General features: G+C 71.9%; 15 protein-coding genes. 7 read left to right on the top strand and 8 right to left on the bottom strand.

The annotated features are described in order from the left end of the window. The first annotated feature begins 30 nt into the window (after nucleotides 1-30). Genes ABZS51_RS26220 through ABZS51_RS26210 form a run of 3 tightly spaced genes read left to right on the top strand, consistent with a single transcriptional unit; the run spans nucleotide 31 to nucleotide 3106 of the window. On the top strand, nucleotides 31-1479 hold the full coding sequence (locus ABZS51_RS26220; RefSeq protein WP_310708840.1) for an FGGY family carbohydrate kinase: 1449 nt from the start codon (nucleotides 31-33) through the stop codon (nucleotides 1477-1479). Then, nucleotides 1476-2090 (top strand): histidine phosphatase family protein, encoded by a 615-nt coding sequence (locus tag ABZS51_RS26215; RefSeq protein WP_355446028.1) that lies wholly within the window; start codon nucleotides 1476-1478, stop codon nucleotides 2088-2090. Before ABZS51_RS26220 ends, ABZS51_RS26215 begins: the two co-directional genes overlap by 4 nt. Continuing rightward, nucleotides 2087-3106, top strand: coding sequence for a 2-hydroxyacid dehydrogenase (locus ABZS51_RS26210; RefSeq protein WP_355446025.1), 1020 nt, complete (start codon nucleotides 2087-2089; stop codon nucleotides 3104-3106). The genes ABZS51_RS26215 and ABZS51_RS26210 overlap by 4 nt, the downstream gene beginning before the upstream one ends. 38 nt (nucleotides 3107-3144) lie before the next feature. Here the strand turns inward: ABZS51_RS26210 and ABZS51_RS26205 are convergent, their stop codons facing one another. From ABZS51_RS26205 to ABZS51_RS26195, 3 genes are all read right to left on the bottom strand, one after another. Beyond that, nucleotides 3145-4002 carry a carbohydrate ABC transporter permease gene (locus tag ABZS51_RS26205; protein WP_355446022.1) on the bottom strand — a complete coding sequence of 286 codons (858 nt, stop codon included), beginning with the start codon at nucleotides 4000-4002 and terminating at the stop codon, nucleotides 3145-3147. After that, the gene (locus ABZS51_RS26200; protein ID WP_310708836.1) at nucleotides 3999-4880 is read right to left on the bottom strand and encodes a sugar ABC transporter permease; all 882 of its coding nucleotides are present in this window, start codon (nucleotides 4878-4880) and stop codon (nucleotides 3999-4001) included. The genes ABZS51_RS26205 and ABZS51_RS26200 overlap by 4 nt, the downstream gene beginning before the upstream one ends. Nucleotides 4881-4980: 100 nt before the next feature. Further along, nucleotides 4981-6279, bottom strand: a complete 1299-nt coding sequence (locus ABZS51_RS26195) for an ABC transporter substrate-binding protein (protein ID WP_355446018.1) — start codon at nucleotides 6277-6279, stop codon at nucleotides 4981-4983. Nucleotides 6280-6520: 241 nt separating this feature from the next. On the opposite strand from ABZS51_RS26195, the gene ABZS51_RS26190 reads away from it, so the two are divergent. Continuing rightward, complete coding sequence (locus ABZS51_RS26190; RefSeq protein ID WP_355446015.1) at nucleotides 6521-8383, top strand: ABC transporter ATP-binding protein; 1863 nt, start codon at nucleotides 6521-6523, stop codon at nucleotides 8381-8383. Between the two features lie 156 nt (nucleotides 8384-8539). Here ABZS51_RS26190 and ABZS51_RS26185 read toward each other — a convergent pair whose 3' ends face one another. Both ABZS51_RS26185 and ABZS51_RS26180 read right to left on the bottom strand, forming a co-directional pair. Continuing rightward, nucleotides 8540-9979: a penicillin-binding transpeptidase domain-containing protein gene (locus ABZS51_RS26185; RefSeq protein WP_355446012.1), complete on the bottom strand. Its 1440-nt coding sequence runs from the start codon at nucleotides 9977-9979 to the stop codon at nucleotides 8540-8542. Nucleotides 9980-10015: 36 nt separating this feature from the next. Then, a complete protein-coding gene (locus ABZS51_RS26180; RefSeq protein ID WP_310708832.1) occupies nucleotides 10016-10375 on the bottom strand; it encodes a MerR family transcriptional regulator in 360 nt (119 codons plus the stop codon). Between the two features lie 89 nt (nucleotides 10376-10464). On the opposite strand from ABZS51_RS26180, the gene ABZS51_RS26175 reads away from it, so the two are divergent. After that, complete coding sequence (locus ABZS51_RS26175; RefSeq protein ID WP_310708831.1) at nucleotides 10465-11400, top strand: aldo/keto reductase; 936 nt, start codon at nucleotides 10465-10467, stop codon at nucleotides 11398-11400. A gap of 12 nt (nucleotides 11401-11412) precedes the next feature. On the opposite strand, the gene ABZS51_RS26170 is transcribed toward ABZS51_RS26175, so the two are convergent. Continuing rightward, nucleotides 11413-12051, bottom strand: a complete 639-nt coding sequence (locus ABZS51_RS26170) for a TetR family transcriptional regulator (RefSeq protein ID WP_355446008.1) — start codon at nucleotides 12049-12051, stop codon at nucleotides 11413-11415. A gap of 92 nt (nucleotides 12052-12143) precedes the next feature. Between ABZS51_RS26170 and ABZS51_RS26165 the strand changes: the two genes are divergently transcribed. Continuing rightward, the gene (locus ABZS51_RS26165; RefSeq protein WP_355446005.1) at nucleotides 12144-13493 is read left to right on the top strand and encodes a GH1 family beta-glucosidase; all 1350 of its coding nucleotides are present in this window, start codon (nucleotides 12144-12146) and stop codon (nucleotides 13491-13493) included. A 22-nt stretch (nucleotides 13494-13515) separates the two neighbouring features. Here ABZS51_RS26165 and ABZS51_RS26160 read toward each other — a convergent pair whose 3' ends face one another. Further along, nucleotides 13516-14412, bottom strand: a complete 897-nt coding sequence (locus ABZS51_RS26160; protein ID WP_310708828.1) for a hypothetical protein — start codon at nucleotides 14410-14412, stop codon at nucleotides 13516-13518. 302 nt (nucleotides 14413-14714) lie between these two features. On the opposite strand from ABZS51_RS26160, the gene ABZS51_RS26155 reads away from it, so the two are divergent. Beyond that, the gene (locus ABZS51_RS26155) at nucleotides 14715-16148 is read left to right on the top strand and encodes an aldehyde dehydrogenase (protein ID WP_355446002.1); all 1434 of its coding nucleotides are present in this window, start codon (nucleotides 14715-14717) and stop codon (nucleotides 16146-16148) included. 349 nt (nucleotides 16149-16497) lie between these two features. On the opposite strand, the gene ABZS51_RS26150 is transcribed toward ABZS51_RS26155, so the two are convergent. Then, the gene (locus tag ABZS51_RS26150) at nucleotides 16498-17259 is read right to left on the bottom strand and encodes an alpha/beta fold hydrolase (RefSeq protein ID WP_355445999.1); all 762 of its coding nucleotides are present in this window, start codon (nucleotides 17257-17259) and stop codon (nucleotides 16498-16500) included. Nucleotides 17260-17263 lie beyond the last annotated feature (4 nt).

Genomic DNA, 17263 nt, shown 5'->3' with positions numbered 1-17263 from the left:
GGGGAGCCTGGCGATGACGGGGAGTTCGACATGAGCGTGTGGATCGGCGTCGACCTCGGCACGCAGAGCGTGCGGGCGATGGCCGTCGCCGCCGACGGACGGGTGCTGGGCGCGGCCGGCAGGCCGCTGACCAGCCACCGCGACGGCCCCCGGCACGAGCAGGACCCCGAGCAGTGGTGGCGGGAGCTGGCCGCGGCCACCCGCGAGGCGCTGCGGGACGTCCCGCCGGAGCGGGTCAGGGGCGTGGCCGTGGACGCCACCTCCGGCACGATCCTGCTCGCCGACCGGGACGGCCGCCCGCTGACGCCCGGCCTCATGTACGACGACCGGCGCGCCGCCGACGAGGTGGAGCGGGTCAACGCGGTGGGCGCGCACGTGTGGGAGAAGCTCGGCTACCGGCGCATGCAGGCCAACTGGGCGCTGCCCAAGCTGCTGTGGCTGCTCCGCGACGCCCCGGAGGGCGCCAGGCTGGCCCACCAGAACGACTTCGTCAACCGCCGTCTGGCCGGCCGGGAGGTGGCCACCGACCTGAGCAACGCGCTCAAGACGGGCGTGGACCTCATCGAGGAGCGCTGGCCGCACGACGTGCTGGACGCGCTGGGCGTGCCCGCCGCGATGCTGCCCGGCGTCGTACGGCCGGGCGGGGTGATCGGCGAGGTGTGCGCCGAGGCGGCGGAGGCCACCGGCATCCCGGAGGGGACCCCCATCGTCGCCGGCACCACCGACGGGTGCGCGGCCCAGCTCGGCGCGGGCGCCCTGCGGCCGGGAAGCTGGAACTCCGTCATGGGCACCACGCTCGTCCTCAAGGGCGTCACCCCCGAGCTGGTCCACGACCCGCTCGGCGTCGTCTACTCCCACCGCGCGCCCGACGGCTCCTGGCTGCCCGGCGGCGCCTCCAGCACCGGCGCCGGGGTGCTGGCGCGCGACCTGCCGGGACGCGACCTCGACGCGCTCGGCGAGGAGGCCGCCCGCCGCTTCGGCCCCGGCGGCAGGAAGCCGGCGGCGACCACGTACCCGCTGGTGTCGCGCGGCGAGCGGTTCCCGTTCGCCGCGCCGGAGGCGGAGGGCTTCACGCTCGGCGAGGTGAGCGACGACGTGGACCGCTACGCGGCGATCCTGCGCGGCGCCGCCTACGTCGAGCGGCTCTGCTTCGACTACCTCGACCTGCTCGGCGCCCCCGTGGACGGCGAGATCATCCTGACCGGCGGCGCCACGCGGAGCGCCTACTGGAACCGGCTGCGCGCGAGCGTCCTCGGCCGCCCGGTGACGCTGCGGGAGAACGCCGAGCCCGCGCTCGGCATGGCCGCCCTGGCCGCCGGCCCCGGCGCGACCGACGGGATGGTCCGCACCCGCGAGATCGTCCACCCCGACGGCGCCGACCTGAGCGAGCACTACCTGCGCTTCGTCGAGGAGCTGGAGACCCGCGGCTGGCTGCCCGCCACGGCCGCCGCCCACGCCCGTGAGAGGACCACACCTTGACCCGTCTAGTTCTGGTGCGCCACGGCGAGACCGTCTGGCACGCGGAGAACCGCTACGCCGGGCTCAGCGACGTCGCGCTGACCCCGCTCGGCCACGAGCAGGCCGGCCGGCTGGCCGGCTGGGCCGCCACCGCGGGGCTCACCGGTGTCTGGGCGTCGCCGCTCAGCCGGGCCTCGATCACCGCCGCGCCCAGCGCCGAGGCCGCCGGTGTCGAGCTGCGCGTGGACGACCGGCTGCGCGAGATCGACTTCGGCAAGGGCGACGGCCTGACCTCGGCCGAGATGCACGAGCGCTTCCCCGAGGAGCGTGCCGCGTTCGAGGCCGACCCCGCCGCCCATCCGCTGCCGGGCGGCGAGGACCCGCACGCCGTGGCGGACCGCTTCGTGGCCGCGCTGGACGACGTCCGCGCCGCCCAGCCGGACGGCCGGGTGCTGGTGGTGGCCCACACGACCGCCATCAGGCTCGCCCTGTGCCGGCTCATCGGGCTGCCGCTCGGCTCCTACCGCCGGCTGTTCCCGCGCCTGGACAACTGCGCCGTCACGGAGCTGCGCCTCCGGGACGGGCAGGTCGCCATGCTGCAGTTCAACTCCCCGATTGGAGCCGACCGTTGACCATCCGAGTCCTCGCCGCAGGCGACCACTTCGTCCAGAACCGCCTGCTCATCGACGCGCTCAAGCGCGAGGTGCCCGGCGACCTGGACATCAGTGAGCTCACGCTGCCGTGGCCGGTCGTGCCGTTCGGTCCCGTGGGCGAGGTGAACGAGGCGTCCGACGTGGAGGACGAGCTGATCGAGGCGCTGCGGGGCGTGGAGGTGTGCGTCACGCAGATGGCGCCGCTGACCCGGCGCGTCCTCGACGCCAGCCCCGGGCTGCGGCTGTTCTGCGTCAGCCGGGGCGGCCCCGTGAACGCCAACCTGGAGGCCGCCACCGAGGCCGGCGTCGCGGTCACGTTCGCGCCCGGCCGCAACGCCGTCGCCACCGCCGAGCACACGCTGGCCATGCTCCTCGCCGCCACCCGCCGTATCCCGCAGACGCACGCCGACCTGGCCGGGGGCGTGTGGCGGGGCGACTACTACCGGTACGACAAGGTCGGGCCCGAGCTGGACGGGAGCACGGTCGGGCTGGTCGGCTACGGCGCGATCGGGCGGCGCGTGAGCCGCATGCTGGCGGGGTTCGGCGCCGAGGTGCTGGTCCACGACCCGTACGTGGACGTGCCCGGCAAGGTGGAGCTGGAGGAGCTGCTGTCGCGCTCCCGGTTCGTGTCCCTGCACGCGCGGGCCACGCCGGAGACCACCGGCATGATCGGCGCCGCGCAGATCGCGGCCATGCCGGCCGGGTCGGTGCTGGTCAACTGCGCGCGGGGGGCGCTGCTCGACTACGACGCCCTGTGCGACGCGCTGGACTCCGGTCACCTGTTCGGCGCCGCCATGGACGTCTTCCCGGAGGAGCCGATCCCGGCCGGGTCACGCCTGCTGACCACGCCGAATCTGGTCATGACCCCGCACCTGGCGGGGGCGAGCAAGGAGACGGCGGTCAAGGCGGCCCGCATCGTCGCGGCGGACGTGGCCCGCTACGTGCGCGGCGAGCCGCTGGCCCACTGCGCCAACCCGTCCCTGGCCTCCTCCTGACGGTGACGTGTCCCCGCCGGTCGCGGCGGGGACACGCGTCAGCCCTTCAACGCCCCGGCCATCAGGCCGCGCATGAAGAAGCGGCCCAGCAGCACGTAGATGAGCATGGTGGGGATGGACGACAGGATCGCCGCCGCCATCTGCTGGCTGTACGGCGTGGCCTGCGCGCCCGCGATGTTGTTCAGCATCACCGTGGCCGGCCAGCTCTGCGGCCCCGTGAGGAACACCGCGAACAGGAAGTCGTTCCACAGCGAGGTGAACTGCCAGATGACCACCACGGCGATGGCCGGGGCGGAGACCGGCAGCACCACCGACCAGTACGTCCGCAGCATCCCCGCGCCGTCCACCCGCGACGCCTCGATCAGCTCGTCGGGGATCGTGACGTAGTAGTTGCGGAAGATCAGCGTGCAGATCGGGATGCCGTAGACCACGTGGGCGAGCACGAGTCCCGGGATGCCGCCGTAGAAGACGCCCTGCAGCCCGGTCAGCTCGTTCAGGTCCACGAGCAGCTGCACCAGCGGGATCATCACGCCCTGGTACGGGATGAACATGCCGAACAGGAACAGCGTGAACAGCACGTCCGCGCCGGGGAAGCGCCACTTGGACAGCACGTACCCGTTCATCGACCCGAGGGCGCACGACAGCAGCGACCCGGGGACGGCCAGCAGCACGCTGTTCCACAGGCCCGGCGCCAGCTTCTCCCAGGCGACCCGCCACGCCTCCAGGGTCCACGTCCCGGGCAGGTTCCACGCCTGGCCGGGGTCGGCCTCGGTGAGCGGCTTGAAGCTGGTGACCAGCAGGACGTAGATGGGGATCAGGAAGACCACCACGAAGGCGACCAGCACGACCAGCCGCACCCCGGTGAACACCCGCCCGCGCGGGGCGACCGCCGTCATGAGCGCCTCTCCTTGCGCACGGACCAGACCAGGTACGGGATGACGAAGACCGCCACGCTGAGCACGATGTACGAGGCGATGGTGGCGCCCTTGGCGGGGTCGTGGGAGTCGAAGACCGCCACCCACATGAACACCGCCGGCACGTCCGTGATGATCTGCTTGCCCGACACCGCCACGATCAGGTCGAACACCTTCAGCGAGATGTGGCCGAGGATGATCAGCGCCGACAGCGTGACGGGGCGCAGCAGCGGCAGCACCACGTGCCGGTAGACGCCCCACTCGTTGCAGCCGTCCACGCGCGCCGCCTCACGCAGCTCCTCGGGGACGCCCCGGAAGCCCGCCAGGAACAGCGCCATGACATATCCCGACATTTGCCAGATTGCCGGGAGGGCCATCGCGGCCATCCCCCAGTCCGGGTCCCGGAACCACTGCCACTGCGGCAGCCCGATCGCGTCGAACAGCCGGTTCAGCCCGACCGCCCGCTCCTCCATGCCGGAGTTCATCAGCCACCGCCACACGATGCCGGTGGCGACGAACGAGATGGCCATCGGGAACAGGTAGACGGCCCGGAACGTGCCCTCGCCGCGGATCCCCTTCTCCATGAGGAAGGCGAGGAACCAGCCGAGCACCAGCGCGCCCAGCACGAACACGACCGTGAACATGATCGCGTGATTGACCGACAGGTGCCATCTGGGCTGGTCCCAGATGCTGACGAAGTTGTCCAGCCCGACGAACGTCCCCTCGGACACCTCGTCGTGCTTGTCCGTCATGGCCAGCCGGAAGTTCCAGCCCAGCATCCCGTACACGAACACGCCGATCGCCACGATCGACGGCGCGACGAGGAGCAGACCCGGCAGCCAGGTGCGTGCCCGCCTCACGACGACTCCCTCCAGAACCCTCTCCCGCACAGCGCTCTCCCGCACGGCCCTCTCCCGGCGGCACGGCGGGCGCCGTCCGGGCGCCCGCCGTACCCGTGACTCACTGGGCGTTGGCCTTGGCGGCGTCGGCCAGCGCCTTCTGAAGGGCGGCCACGTCCTTGCTGCCGATGAACAGCCCGACCGCCTCGGTGATCGCGGCCAGCCACGGCTGGTTCACGGACACGCCGTGCTGGATGGAGCCGGCGAGCTTGTCGCTCGACCAGTCCTTCAGGGCGTCGGCCAGGTAGTCGGTGTAGAGCGACTGGTCGGCGTCCTTGCGGGCCGGGATGGAGCCCTTCTTCGGGTTGAAGGCGTCCTGGCCCTCCTTGCTGGCCGCGACCTTGAGCCACGCGATGGCCCCGTCACGGTTCTTGGCGCCCTTGGGCAGGGTGAAGCTGTCGGACAGCCACAGGTAGGTGCCCTCGGTGCCGGGCGAGGGCGCCCAGTCGAAGTCCGTCTTCGACGTCTTGCCGAGGCCGCCGTCCGGCGGGTTGTGGAAGTAGCCGTAGGCCCAGTCGCCCATGATGTTGAACGCGGCCTCGCCGTCGGCCACCTGCTTGGCCGCGGGCTGCCAGTCGTCCTGCGGGTCGCCCGCGTACGACAGGATCGTCTTGAACGTCTCCAGGGCCTTGGTGACCTGCGGAGAGCTCCAGTCGGCGCCCGGCTTGAACAGCGCGTTGTAGGCGTCCGTGCCCAGCGAGCCGAGCAGCACGCTCTCCATCAGGTGCGTCACCGTCCACTCGGAGCCGATCGAGAGCGGGATCTTGCCCTTGGCCTTGACCTTCTCCAGGTCGGCGACGAACTCCTCCAGTGTCTTGGGCGCGCCCGCGACGCCTGCCTCCTTCAGCATCGACGGGTTGAACCACAGGACGTTCGAGCGGTGGATGTTCACCGGCACGGAGTAGATCTTGCCCTGGACGCTGATCTGGTCGACGAGCTGCGACGGGAAGACGTCGCGCAGCTTCAGCTCGTCGTACAGGGAGTTCAGGTCCTCCAGGTCGCCGGCCTTGATGTAGCCCTGCAGCTCGGCGCCCGCGTGGCCCTGGAACGTGTCGGGCGGGGTGTCGGCCTGGAGTTTCGACTGGAGCAGCGCCTTGGCCTTGTCGCCGGAGCCGCCCGCGACCGCCGCGTCGAAGAACGAGTACGACGGGTTCTTCTGCTCGAAGATCTGCCGCATCGCCTTGAGTCCGTCGGCCTCACCTGGTCCCGTCCACCAGGAGAACACCTCCACCTGTTTCTTGGCGTCGCCACCGCCCGTGGAGGGCTGTGCCGCCTTGTCCCCGCCGCCGCCGCAGGCCGACAGGGTCAGCACGCTCGCCAATGTGATCGCGACGGTGGCCGTCCACCTACGCCGCATCATGCACCGTCCCTTCGAGAAAACCCCCGAGAACGCGTGTTGATGACGTGGTCAGATTGACAACGTTGTCAGTAGGCATCAACCCACTTCGCACTCGTGGCCGTCAAGGCGTGTGCGGTAACAGCTCCGCATACCCACTCGGACCATGAGGAACGTCGCGTAACACCTTCGCAAGATCGCTTTCTTTGCTTTCCCGGACCTTCGCGGAGGGGAGAACGTCGGTGCCGCCGGGCACACTCACCCCATGGCCGACGAGCCCCTCGAACTCGGTGAGATCGCCAACCCCGACTGGTACGCCCACACGGACACGATGAACCAGGTGAGCTTCCTCGCCATCGCCCGGCGGTTACCCTCGCTCGTCCGCCAGGCCATGGGCATGGCCTGGCGGGCCAGTCCCCACGACACGGCGGCGACCGTCGCGCTCCAGCTCCTCGGCGGCGTCTTCACCGCGTTCGGGCTGCTGGCCACGACGGGAGTTTTGACAGCGCTGTTCCAGCAGGGGCCGACACCCGAGCGGGTGCGGGCCGCGCTGCCCAGCCTCGTGCTGGTGGGCGTGGCGGCGGCGCTGCGCACTGCCGTACAGGCCGCAGCGGGCTGGGCGCAGGCGCGCCTGGAGCCGCAGATCTCGCGCCAGAGCGAGGAGCGCCTGTACGGGCTGTCCAGCCGGGTGGAACTGGTGGCCTACGACGACCCCGAATTCCACGACTCGCTCGATCGGGCCCGCTCGCGCGGCGTCGCCACGGCCGACAACGTGGTGTCCTCGGCCATCGACGTGATGACCGCCGCCGTCGGCATCGTCGCCGTGGCCGGCGTGCTCGGCGTGCTCCACCCGGTGCTCCTGCCGCTGTTGCTCCTCGCCGTGCTGCCCGACGCGTGGGCCGCCGTGCGCAGCGCCCGCATGCGCTACTCGACGATGCACGCCCTCATCCCGGCGCGGCGCCGCAAGTGGATCATCGCCGACCTGCTGGCCGACCGTGACCCGGCCGCCGAGGTCCGCTCGTTCACCATGCGCGGCTTCCTGCTGCGCATGTACGACGCGGTGGCGCGGGCCGAGCAGGAGGTGCTGCTACGGCTGGCCAAGCGGCAGGCCGTGGCCAGGGTCGTCGGCGAGGCGCTGGGCGGGCTCGGCAGCGGTCTGGTCTACGTCGCGCTCGGCGTGCTGCTCGCGGCCGGCGCGATCCCGCTGGCCGTCGCCGGCACGGCCGTGCTGGCGATCCGATCCGGCCAGAGCGCGCTGGCCCAGCTCATGCACTCGACCAACGGGCTGTACGAGGAGGGGCTGTACTTCACGGACTTCCTGGAGTTCTGCGCCGACGCCGAGCGCCGCCTCACCGGGCCGCGCCCGGCCGCGCCGCCGGAGCGCTTCCAGCGGATCGGCGCGGAGGACATCACGTTCACCTACCCCGGCGCCGACGCGCCCGCGCTGCGCGGGGTGTCCGTGGAGGTCAAGCGGGGCGAGGTCATCGCGTTCGTCGGCGAGAACGGCTCCGGCAAGACGACCCTGGCCAAGATCCTGTCCGGTCTGTACGAACCCGATCGCGGCGCCGTCACCTGGGACGACGTCGACCTACGCGACGTCGACCCGCGCGCGGTCAGGGAGCGTGTCGCCGTCATCGCCCAGGACCACACCCGCTGGCCGCTCACGGCCCGTTACAACATCACCATGGGCACCGAGCGGGGCGAGCCCGCGCTGCACGCCGCCGCGGCGGTCGCGGGGGCCGCCGAGGTGATCGACGAGCTGCCCCACGGCTATCGCACCCTGCTCGACCGGCGCTTCAAGGACGGCCACGAGCTGTCGGGCGGCCAGTGGCAGCGCATCGCCGTGGCCCGGGGCTTCCACCGCGACGCCGAGCTGCTGATCTGCGACGAGCCCACGGCCGCCCTGGACGCGCGGGCCGAGCACGCCCTCTTCGAGCGCATCCGCGACCACTCCGAGGGGCGCACGGTCCTGCTCATCACGCACCGCCTGGCCTCGGTCCGCTACGCCGACCGCATCTACGTCCTCGACCACGGCGAAGTCGTCGAGCAGGGCGACCACGCCACCCTGCTCGCCCTGTCCGGCCTGTACGCCGACCTCTATACGCTGCAGGCCGCGGCTTATCGCTGAATCACCATCTTCTACGGCACAGCCGGCCTGACCCGCACGCGCCGACGTCACTGTCCGACTGTCATGGCCGGTCGTGAGGGCTCACGGGGTGCGCGCCGTTACGACGCGTCTTCTTGACCAGGGCCGGGGGCACCGCGACCCCAACGACCCTCGCGGCTACGACAGAGCCGCCTTCAGGATCGTGCGGGCCAAGGGGGCGGCCGCCGAGGGACTGGCGTCCTCCAGGACGACCCCTACCGCGACCTGGGGCGCGTCCGCCGGGGCGAAGGCCGTGCAGGCCGATGGGCCGGGGCCGGGGCCCGTGGTCGTCTTGGCGGCCACCTCCATCCCCGGCAGCGCCACCCCCGCCGCCGGCCCGCCCGGGACCGTGGTGGTGGTCATCATGGCCGCGAGCTGCCCCGCCGGCAGCGACGGCATGACCGTCCGGTACGGCGCCGGCTCGGCCCGGTCCGTGACCGAGCCGTCCGGCAGCCGTACCTCCTCCACCAGGTAGGGCCGCATCAGCAGCCCCCCGTTGGCCACCGCCGCCGACAGCATGGCCAGCATGAGCGGCGTGGCCCGGACCTCGTCGCGGCCGATCGCCGACAGGGCCGCGCGCGACTGGTCGAGGTCGCCCGGGTACGTGCCGGTCCGGGCGGGGAGCGGGACGGAGAGGTCGTCGGCGTTGAAGCCGAACGCCTCCGCCTGGTCGCGCAGCAGGTCCGGGCCGAGCTGGAGCCCGAGGTTGGCGAGGGCGGTGTCGCAGGAGAGCTGGAAGGCGTACGCCAGGGAGGGCCGCCCGTCGCCGCACGGCCGGCCGGCCGAGGCGGTCAGGTAGGCGGGCGGGCCGGGCAGCGCCAGCCGGGCCGGTGCGCCGACCCGCGAGATGACCGTGTACTCCCCCGAGCCGAGAGCGGCCGCCGTGGTGACCAGCTCGAAGACGGACCCCGGCGGGTACGTCCGGTCGAGGGCCCGGTTCAGCAGCGGCCGGCGCGGATCGGCGCGCAGCCGCCGGTCGGCGGCGGCCGTGGCCCGCGGGTCACCGGGGATGTAGACGCCGGGGTCGTACGACGGGTAGCTGGCCAGCGCGAGGACCGCGCCGGTCTCCGGGTCGAGCGCCACCGCGGCGCCGGGCCGCCCGGTGGCCTTCAACGCCTCGTACGCGGCCCGCTGCACCCGCCCCCTGATCGTCAGCCGGACGTCGGCGCCGCCATAGGCGTGGTCCTCGACCAGCGTCCGCACGCGCACCTTCGGGTCGCTGCCCGACAGCACCGCGTCGCTCGCCCCCTCCACGCCGGTGGCCCGCTGGAGCGAGGCGTAGCCGGTGACGTGCGCGTACATCTCGCCGTGGTCGTAGACCCGCAGATGATCGTACGGCCCGCCGTCCGCGCGGCGGCTGGTGGCGACGACCGCGCCCTCGTGGGTGAGGATGTCGCCGCGCGGATGGCCGAACCTGGCGAGCAGCGCCCACGCGTTGCGCGGGTCGGCCTCCAGGTCGTACCGGCCGAACGCCTGGAGGAGCGTGAGGTCGGCCAGCAGCACGAACAGCATCGCGGCGCAGGCCAGGCTGACGCGGCGCAGCGGGATGTCGATGCGTCGCGCCCTGGACCCGGCCATGGCTCCTGGTCTAGCAACCGCGTACCCAAGACGGGGCTAGAGGACGCTGCGGTAGTAGGAAATCTTGTGGTGGATGTAGCTCTGGCGCTCGGTGAGGTTGGCGATCTGCCCCTGGACGCGGCGGTCGTGCTCCTCCAGCAGCCTGATGCGGTCGGGGATCGTGTGCTGACCGGCCCGCACCAGCTCGGCGAAGCGCAGCATCTCGGCGATCGGCATGCCGGTGTCGCGCAGGCAGCGGATCATGCCGAGCCAGCTCAGGTCCTCCTCGCTGAAGCGGCGCTGTCCCGCCGCGTTGCGCTCGACGGGCTCCAGCAGGCCGATCTTCTCGTAGTAGCGCAGGGTGTCGAGGGTGAAGCCGGTCTCCTCGACGGCTTCGGCGGGTGTGTAGACGCTCACGCGGTAGAGCATCTCACCTGGAGCCGACTCCAGGTCAAGGTCGAATCCCGCTTGACATGGAGCGCACTCCAGGTCTGAGAGTCGTGCCCATGAACACTGGCTTGAACATCGTTCTCGGCACCATCCCGTTCGGCACCGCCGTCAGCGAGGAGGACTCGTTCGCGCTGCTCGACCGCTTCTTCGAGGCGGGCGGGCGCATGCTCGACACGTCGAACAACTATCCCTTCTGGGTGGAGGGCGCCACGGGCGACGAGAGCGAGGCGACGCTGGGCGCGTGGATGGCCGCCCGCGGGAATCGCGACGAGATCTTCCTGAGCACGAAGGTGGGCGCCCGGCCCACGGTCCCCGGCGACACCACACTGGCCTCGGCCGAGGGACTGTCGGCGGCGGCCGTCGCACGGGGCGTGGAGGGCAGCCTGCGCCGCCTGCGGACCGACCGCGTCGACCTGTACTGGTCGCACATCGAGGACCGGTCCGTGCCGCTGGAGGAGAGCCTCGGGGCGTTCGGGGAGCTGGCCGCGCAGGGCAAGATCCGCGAGCTGGGCGCCAGCAACATGCCGGCCTGGCGGCTGGAGCGGGCACGCGCCGTGTCGGCCGCGCACGGCTGGATCCGCTACACGTACGCGCAGCAACGCCACACGTACCTGCGCCCGCGCCCGTTCACGAAGCTCGCCGAGGGCGGGCACATGCTGGCCACGGACGACCTGCTCGACTACCTGCGCTCCGAGCAGGACCTGACGCTGTGGGCGTACAACACGCTCATGTCGGGCCGCTACACCCGCGCCGACCGGCCGCTGCCGGAGTCGTACGACCATCCGGGCACGGACCGGCGGCTGGCGACGCTCCGCGAGGTGGCCGCGGAGGTGGGCGCGACCGCCAACCAGGTGGTGCTGGCCTGGCTGATGGCCGACGGGCACGTGCCGATCGTCGGGGCGTCCACGGCCGCGCAGCTCGACGAGGCGATCGGCGCGGCCGAGGTCAAGCTGGACGACGACGTCCGCGCCCGCCTCGACGCCGCCTGCTAGGGACTCCCGGGGTCAGGGGAGGTGCTCGGAGAGGTAGCGGCGGACGAGCTGCTTGCACTCGGCGATCATGCCGGTGTCGCCGGCCGGGTCCATGCGGAAGGCCAGCTTCAGCACCGCGTCCGTGGCCTCCACCGCGACGAGCAGCGCCCGGTCGAAGCCCTCGCCGGCGGGGGCGCCCAGCAGGTCGCGCGCGATCGTCCGCAGCCGGTCGGCGACGATGGCGTTGTTCTCCAGCGCCGAGTCGAGCATCCGGTTGGTGCCCTCCAAGGCGGGCCCGCCGGGCGTCACCAGCACCTCCCCGAAGTCCACCACCCCGAACCCGGGCGTGGTCCGCTTCATCGCCACGAACTCGTCGATGGACAGGTCGATCAGGTCGGTCCAGTGGCCGGGCCGCGCCGCGGAGATCCGTTCGGTCACCCGGCGCAGGAAGGCGTCGAGGTTGCGCCGGGCCAGCGCGCGCACCAGTCCCTGCTTGTCGGGGAAGAACTGGTAGAACGTGCCGATCGGCACCTCGGCGCGCCGGGCGACCTCCTTGGTGGTGAGTGCGTCGTAGCCGATCTGGTCGAGCAGCACGGCGCACTCGTCGAGCATCCGCTCCACCCGCTCAAGGCTGCGGCGTTGGGCGGGACGGCGCCGCAAGGTACTGGTCATGCCCTCCATCCTGGCCCATTACCGGTAGGTAGAGGATCTCGCTTTGCCGTCAGTTAACATGAGCGGCACTCGCAAAGTACGGAGGAGCCGGGATGTTCCTGTGGGGTACGGCCACGGCCGCCTACCAGATCGAAGGAGCCGTCGCCGAGGACGGCAGGGGCGCGTCCATCTGGGACACGTTCTCCCACGACCCCGGCCGCACCCGCGACGGGCACACCGGCGACGTGGCCTGCGACCACTACCATCGCTGGCGCGAGGACGTGGCGCTCATGTCGGGCCTGGGCGTCAACGCCTACCGCTTCTCCGTCGCCTGGACCCGCGTCCTGCCCGACGGCTCCGGAGCCGTCAACGCCAAGGGCCTCGACTTCTACGAGCGGCTGGTGGACGGGCTGCTGGAGGCGGGCGTCACGCCGGTGCCGACGCTGTTCCACTGGGACCTGCCGCAGGCGCTGGAGGACCGCGGCGGGTGGTTGAGCCGTGACGTCTCCGGCCTGTTCGCCGAGTACGCCGCCGTGGTGGGCGAGCGGCTCGCCGACCGCGTCCCGATGTGGATCACGCTGAACGAGCCGTTCATCCACATGGCCTTCGGCTACGGCCTGGGCATCCACGCGCCCGGCCGGGCACTGCTGCTCGACGCGCTGCCCGTGGCCCACCACCAGCTCCTCGGCCACGGCCTGGCCGTGCAGGCGCTGCGGGCGGCGGGGGCACGCGAGGTGGCGATCACCAACAACTGCACGCCCGTCTGGCCGGCCTCCGGCGCCGAGGGGGACGTGGCCGCCGCCGCGGCCTACGACACGCTGCACAACCGGCTGTTCAACGACCCGGTGCTGCTGGGGGCGTACCCGGACCTGACGGCGTTCGGCATCCGGCCGGACGGCGCGGCCGGCGAGGGGCCCGAGCTGAGCTCCGTGCTGGGCGTCCGGGACGGCGACCTGGCCGTGATCTCCGCCCCGCTCGACGGCCTCGGCGTCAACTACTACAACCCCACCCGCATCTCCGCCCCGGCGGACGACGGGCTGCCGTTCACCGACGCGGGCGTCACCGGCTACCCGACCACCGCGTTCGGCTGGCCCGTCGTGCCCGACGGCCTGCGCGAGCTGCTGACGGGGCTGCGCGACCGGTACGGCGAGGCGCTGCCGCCGGTGTACGTCACGGAGAACGGCTGCTCCCAGGCGGACGAGCCGACCCCGGAGGGCGTCGTGGACGACCCGGAGCGGATCGCCTTCCTCCGCGACCACATCGCCGCCGTGGAGCGGGCCCGCGCGGAGGGCGTGGACGTGCGGGGCTACTTCGTGTGGTCGCTGCTGGACAACTTCGAATGGGCGGAGGGCTACCACCAGCGCTTCGGCCTGGTCCACGTGGACTTCGCCGGCGGGAAGCGCACCCCCAAGGCGTCCTACCACTGGTACCGGGAGCACATCGCCGCCGCGCTCCGCCCGTGAACGCCGCCCCCTGACCCGCCGGTCAGAAGACGGACACGTGGACGTGGTCGTAGTGGTTGGCGGTGACGCCGCCCCGGTCGGACATGGGGTCCCAGCCGCCACCGGACCGGATGTCGTAGTACCGCTGCTTCCAGATGATGTACATCACGCCGATCCGCGAGCCGTTCTGGATCAGCCACTCCGCCAGCGCGTCACCGCGCTCCTCGTCGGCGCCGGAGGCGGCCCGGCCGCCGCTGGACATCATGAAGTCGCAGGCCCGGCCCTTGCCGTGCTCTCCGGGGTCGCCGGGGCGCAGGCAGCCGACCCCGTACGGCATGGGGAAGTTGGACATGACGGCGGCCCGGACCGCGACCATGCGCGCGGTGAGCCCGTCGGAGCCGCCGGGCTGCTGGAAGCCGTACTTGGCGAGCAGGCGCTCGATCTCGCGGCGCCTGCCCTGCATGTTCTTGATCTCGCGCCTGAGCTTCTCCACCTTGTCGTCGGCCGCGACCTCGGCCTTCTTGGCGTCCTCGATGAGCCGCTGGATGGCCCGGACGCGGCCGGCGCGCTCCTCGGCGATGTAGGACATGGTGGCCGCCTGGCCGAGCGCCACTGACGGGTCGCCGTCGAGGCCGAGGAGCTGCGTGCCGTCGATGGGGCCGTTGATGTACGCGTGCCGCGCGATGGCGGACACGTCGGCCTTGGCGCGGTCCAATCGGGCCTTCAGGGCGCCCGAGGTCGTGATGGCCTTCTTGACCTGAACCTTGATCTCCTCAAGGCTCTGGATCTGGCCGCGGTAGCGCTCGTTGAGCTGCTGCGCCTGCTTGGTGAGCTTGCGCAGCTCGGCGGGGTTGGGCGCGGCCGTCGCCGCCTGCGGGACGGGGAGCAGGAGCAGGCCGGAGAGAGTGGCGACGAAAAGGGCGATGCGACCGACTCTCACGCCCGTCCTCCCTCTATAGACGGTCCGAAACTATAGAAGATGATCTTGAATGCTGTCACCCGAACGACCGAACCTGCGCCCTCTTGGCGAGCTATATCGCCATAAATCACTGTTTGTCGGTTCTAAGGAGCAGATAAAAGAGCGGTCGCCGAAGCACCTGATCGGCGGCCCGCCGAGACGCCACGGGAGGGTTACGGCAGTGCCGCCGCACCCCTCTTGCGCGTCCGCACAGAACATGATTCGGTCGCCTTGAGGACCGCCCCGAGTCAACCAAGCATCCGGTCAAGCAGGAGGCTCACGACATGCGCCAGCACGACACGCTGTTCATCGGAGGCGAGTGGGTGACCCCGGCGGGCACCGGGACGATCGACGTGGTCTCCCCCCACACCGAGGAGGTCGTCGGCCGGGTGCCCGACGGCACGGCCGCCGACATGGACCGCGCCGTGGCCGCCGCGCGGCAGGCGTTCGACCAGGGCCCGTGGCCGCGCCTGACCTTCGCCGAGCGCGCGGCGGCGATCTCCCGGCTCGCCGAGGTCTACGCGGCCCGGCTGGGCGAGATGGCCGATCTCATCACCGAGGAGATGGGCTCGCCCATCACCTTCTCCCAGCTCGCCCAGGCGCCGCAGCCGCTCGGCATGCTGCAGTACTACGCCGAGCTCGGCACGACGTTCCAGCAGGAGGAGCAGCGGCCCGGCCTGTTCGGCCCGACGACCGTGCGGCGCGAGCCGGTGGGCGTCGTGGCGGCCATCGTCCCCTGGAACGTCCCCCAGTTCGTCGCCATGACCAAGATCGCGCCCGCGCTGCTGGCAGGCTGCGCGATCGTGCTCAAGCCCGCCCCCGAGACGCCGCTCGACGCGTACCTGCTGGCCGAGATCGCGCAGGAGGCCGGCATCCCGGCGGGCGTGCTCAACATCGTGCCCGCCGGACGTGAGGCGGGCGAGCACCTGGTGTCCCACCCGGGCGTCGACAAGGTGGCCTTCACGGGCTCCACCGCGGCCGGCCGGCGCATCGGCTCCATCTGCGGCGAGCAGCTCAAGCGGGTCAGCCTGGAGCTCGGCGGCAAGTCGGCGGCCATCATCCTCGACGACGCCGATCTGGCCGCCAGTGTCGGCATGCTGGCGATCGCCTCCCTGATGAACAACGGCCAGGCGTGCGTCGCGCAGACCCGCATCCTCGCCTCCCGCAACCGCTACGACGAGGTCGTGGAGGCCGTGGCGGGCATGGTCACCTCGCAGCAGGTCGGCGACCCGGCCGACCCGGCCACCGGCATCGGCCCGCTCGTCGCCAGGCGCCAGCAGGAGCGCGTCGAGGGCTACATCAGGATCGGCATGGAGGAGGGCGCCAAGGTGGTCGTCGGCGGCCTCGACCGGCCGTACGACCGCGGGTGGTACGTCGCGCCCACGGTCTTCTCCGGTGTGAGCAACGACATGCGGATCGCCCGCGAGGAGATCTTCGGGCCGGTGCTGGCGGTCATCCCGTACGAGGACGAGGCCGACGCGATCCGCATCGCCAACGACAGCGACTACGGTCTGGCCGGCTCGGTCTGGACGGCCGACGCGGACCACGGCATGGACGTCGCCCGCCAGGTGCGCACCGGCACGTACGGCGTGAACTGCTTCATGCTGGAGGCCAACGCGCCCTTCGGCGGCTACAAGTCCAGCGGCGTCGGCCGGGAGCTGGGCCCGGAGGGGCTGGCCGGCTACCTGGAGCACAAGTCGATCACGCGCCTGGGCTGAGCGGACGCCCGTTCCGTCCGGCACCACGGACGACCGGCACCACGCGACGACCGGCGCGATGCGGGGCCCCGGCACTCATGTGCCGGGGCCCCGCTCCGGTCGGATGGCACCCAGCGCGCCCCCGCAACGCTAGGTGCCGCTCACGCGGCTACCTGTGGAGGCCGCTGAACGCAGGCCACCCCAGGTCCCCACTCCGTCCACCCGCGGCGACCCGCCGAACGCGGACCACTCTGGGCGACCAACCGGATACAAGAAGTATGTCCTACGGATACCGCCGAAGGCGGTTTCCTTCCCCAAGGACTTTCTCCCGGCGGATTTCTTCCTTACGTCCTAGGTAGACGCTTGTTACTCACGAAAGGTTCGTTCTGATCCACTTTCCGATTCGATGGATTAGTTCGGGCGTCGCCGCGGACTCCGCGTGGCCGTATCCGGGCTCGATCCAGAGCTCCTTCGGCTCCCGCGCGCCGTCGTAGATCTGATGGGCGTGCTCCAGGGGGAAGAACGCGTCGGCGTCGCCGTGGACGACCAGCAGCGGGACGGGTGAGATGAGCGCGGCGGCCTCGTACGGCGGCATGGGCATCGGGTCCCACTGGCCCCGGGCGATCCTCGTGCGCTTGGCCACGCGCGCCGCCCACCGGCCGAGCGGCCGCTCGATGGCCCAGTGGACCTGGCGCATCGGCTTGGTGCCCCGGTAGTACCAGCGGGCCGGGCCGCTCACCGACACCACGGCGCCCACGCCGCCGCGCAGACCCGCGTGGCGCAGCGCCACCGACGCCCCCATCGAGAACCCCACGACGGCGATCCGCTCGTAGCCGACGACCCGGGCGTGGCGCACCGCCGCCTCCACGTCGAGGATCTCCAGGTCGCCGACCGTCGTCTCGCCGCCGGAACGGCCGTGGCCCCGGAAGTCGAACGCCATCACACCGCCGTACCCGCTCAGCACGTGCACGATCCGCCGCGCGGTGCGATCCCGCCACGACCCGGTGAACCCGTGCGCCATCACGATCCCCAGGCCGCCGCCCGGTCCGGCGGCGGGCGGCGTGTGGGCGGCGTCGATGCGGACACCGTCCTCCGTGCGGAGCATGACGGGGAAGTTGGGCGCGAACGGCATGAGA

It is taken from the genome of Nonomuraea sp. NPDC005501 (genome assembly GCF_040605905.1).
Taxonomy (GTDB): domain Bacteria; phylum Actinomycetota; class Actinomycetes; order Streptosporangiales; family Streptosporangiaceae; genus Nonomuraea.
This window is presented reverse-complemented; position numbering and strand designations above follow the sequence as displayed.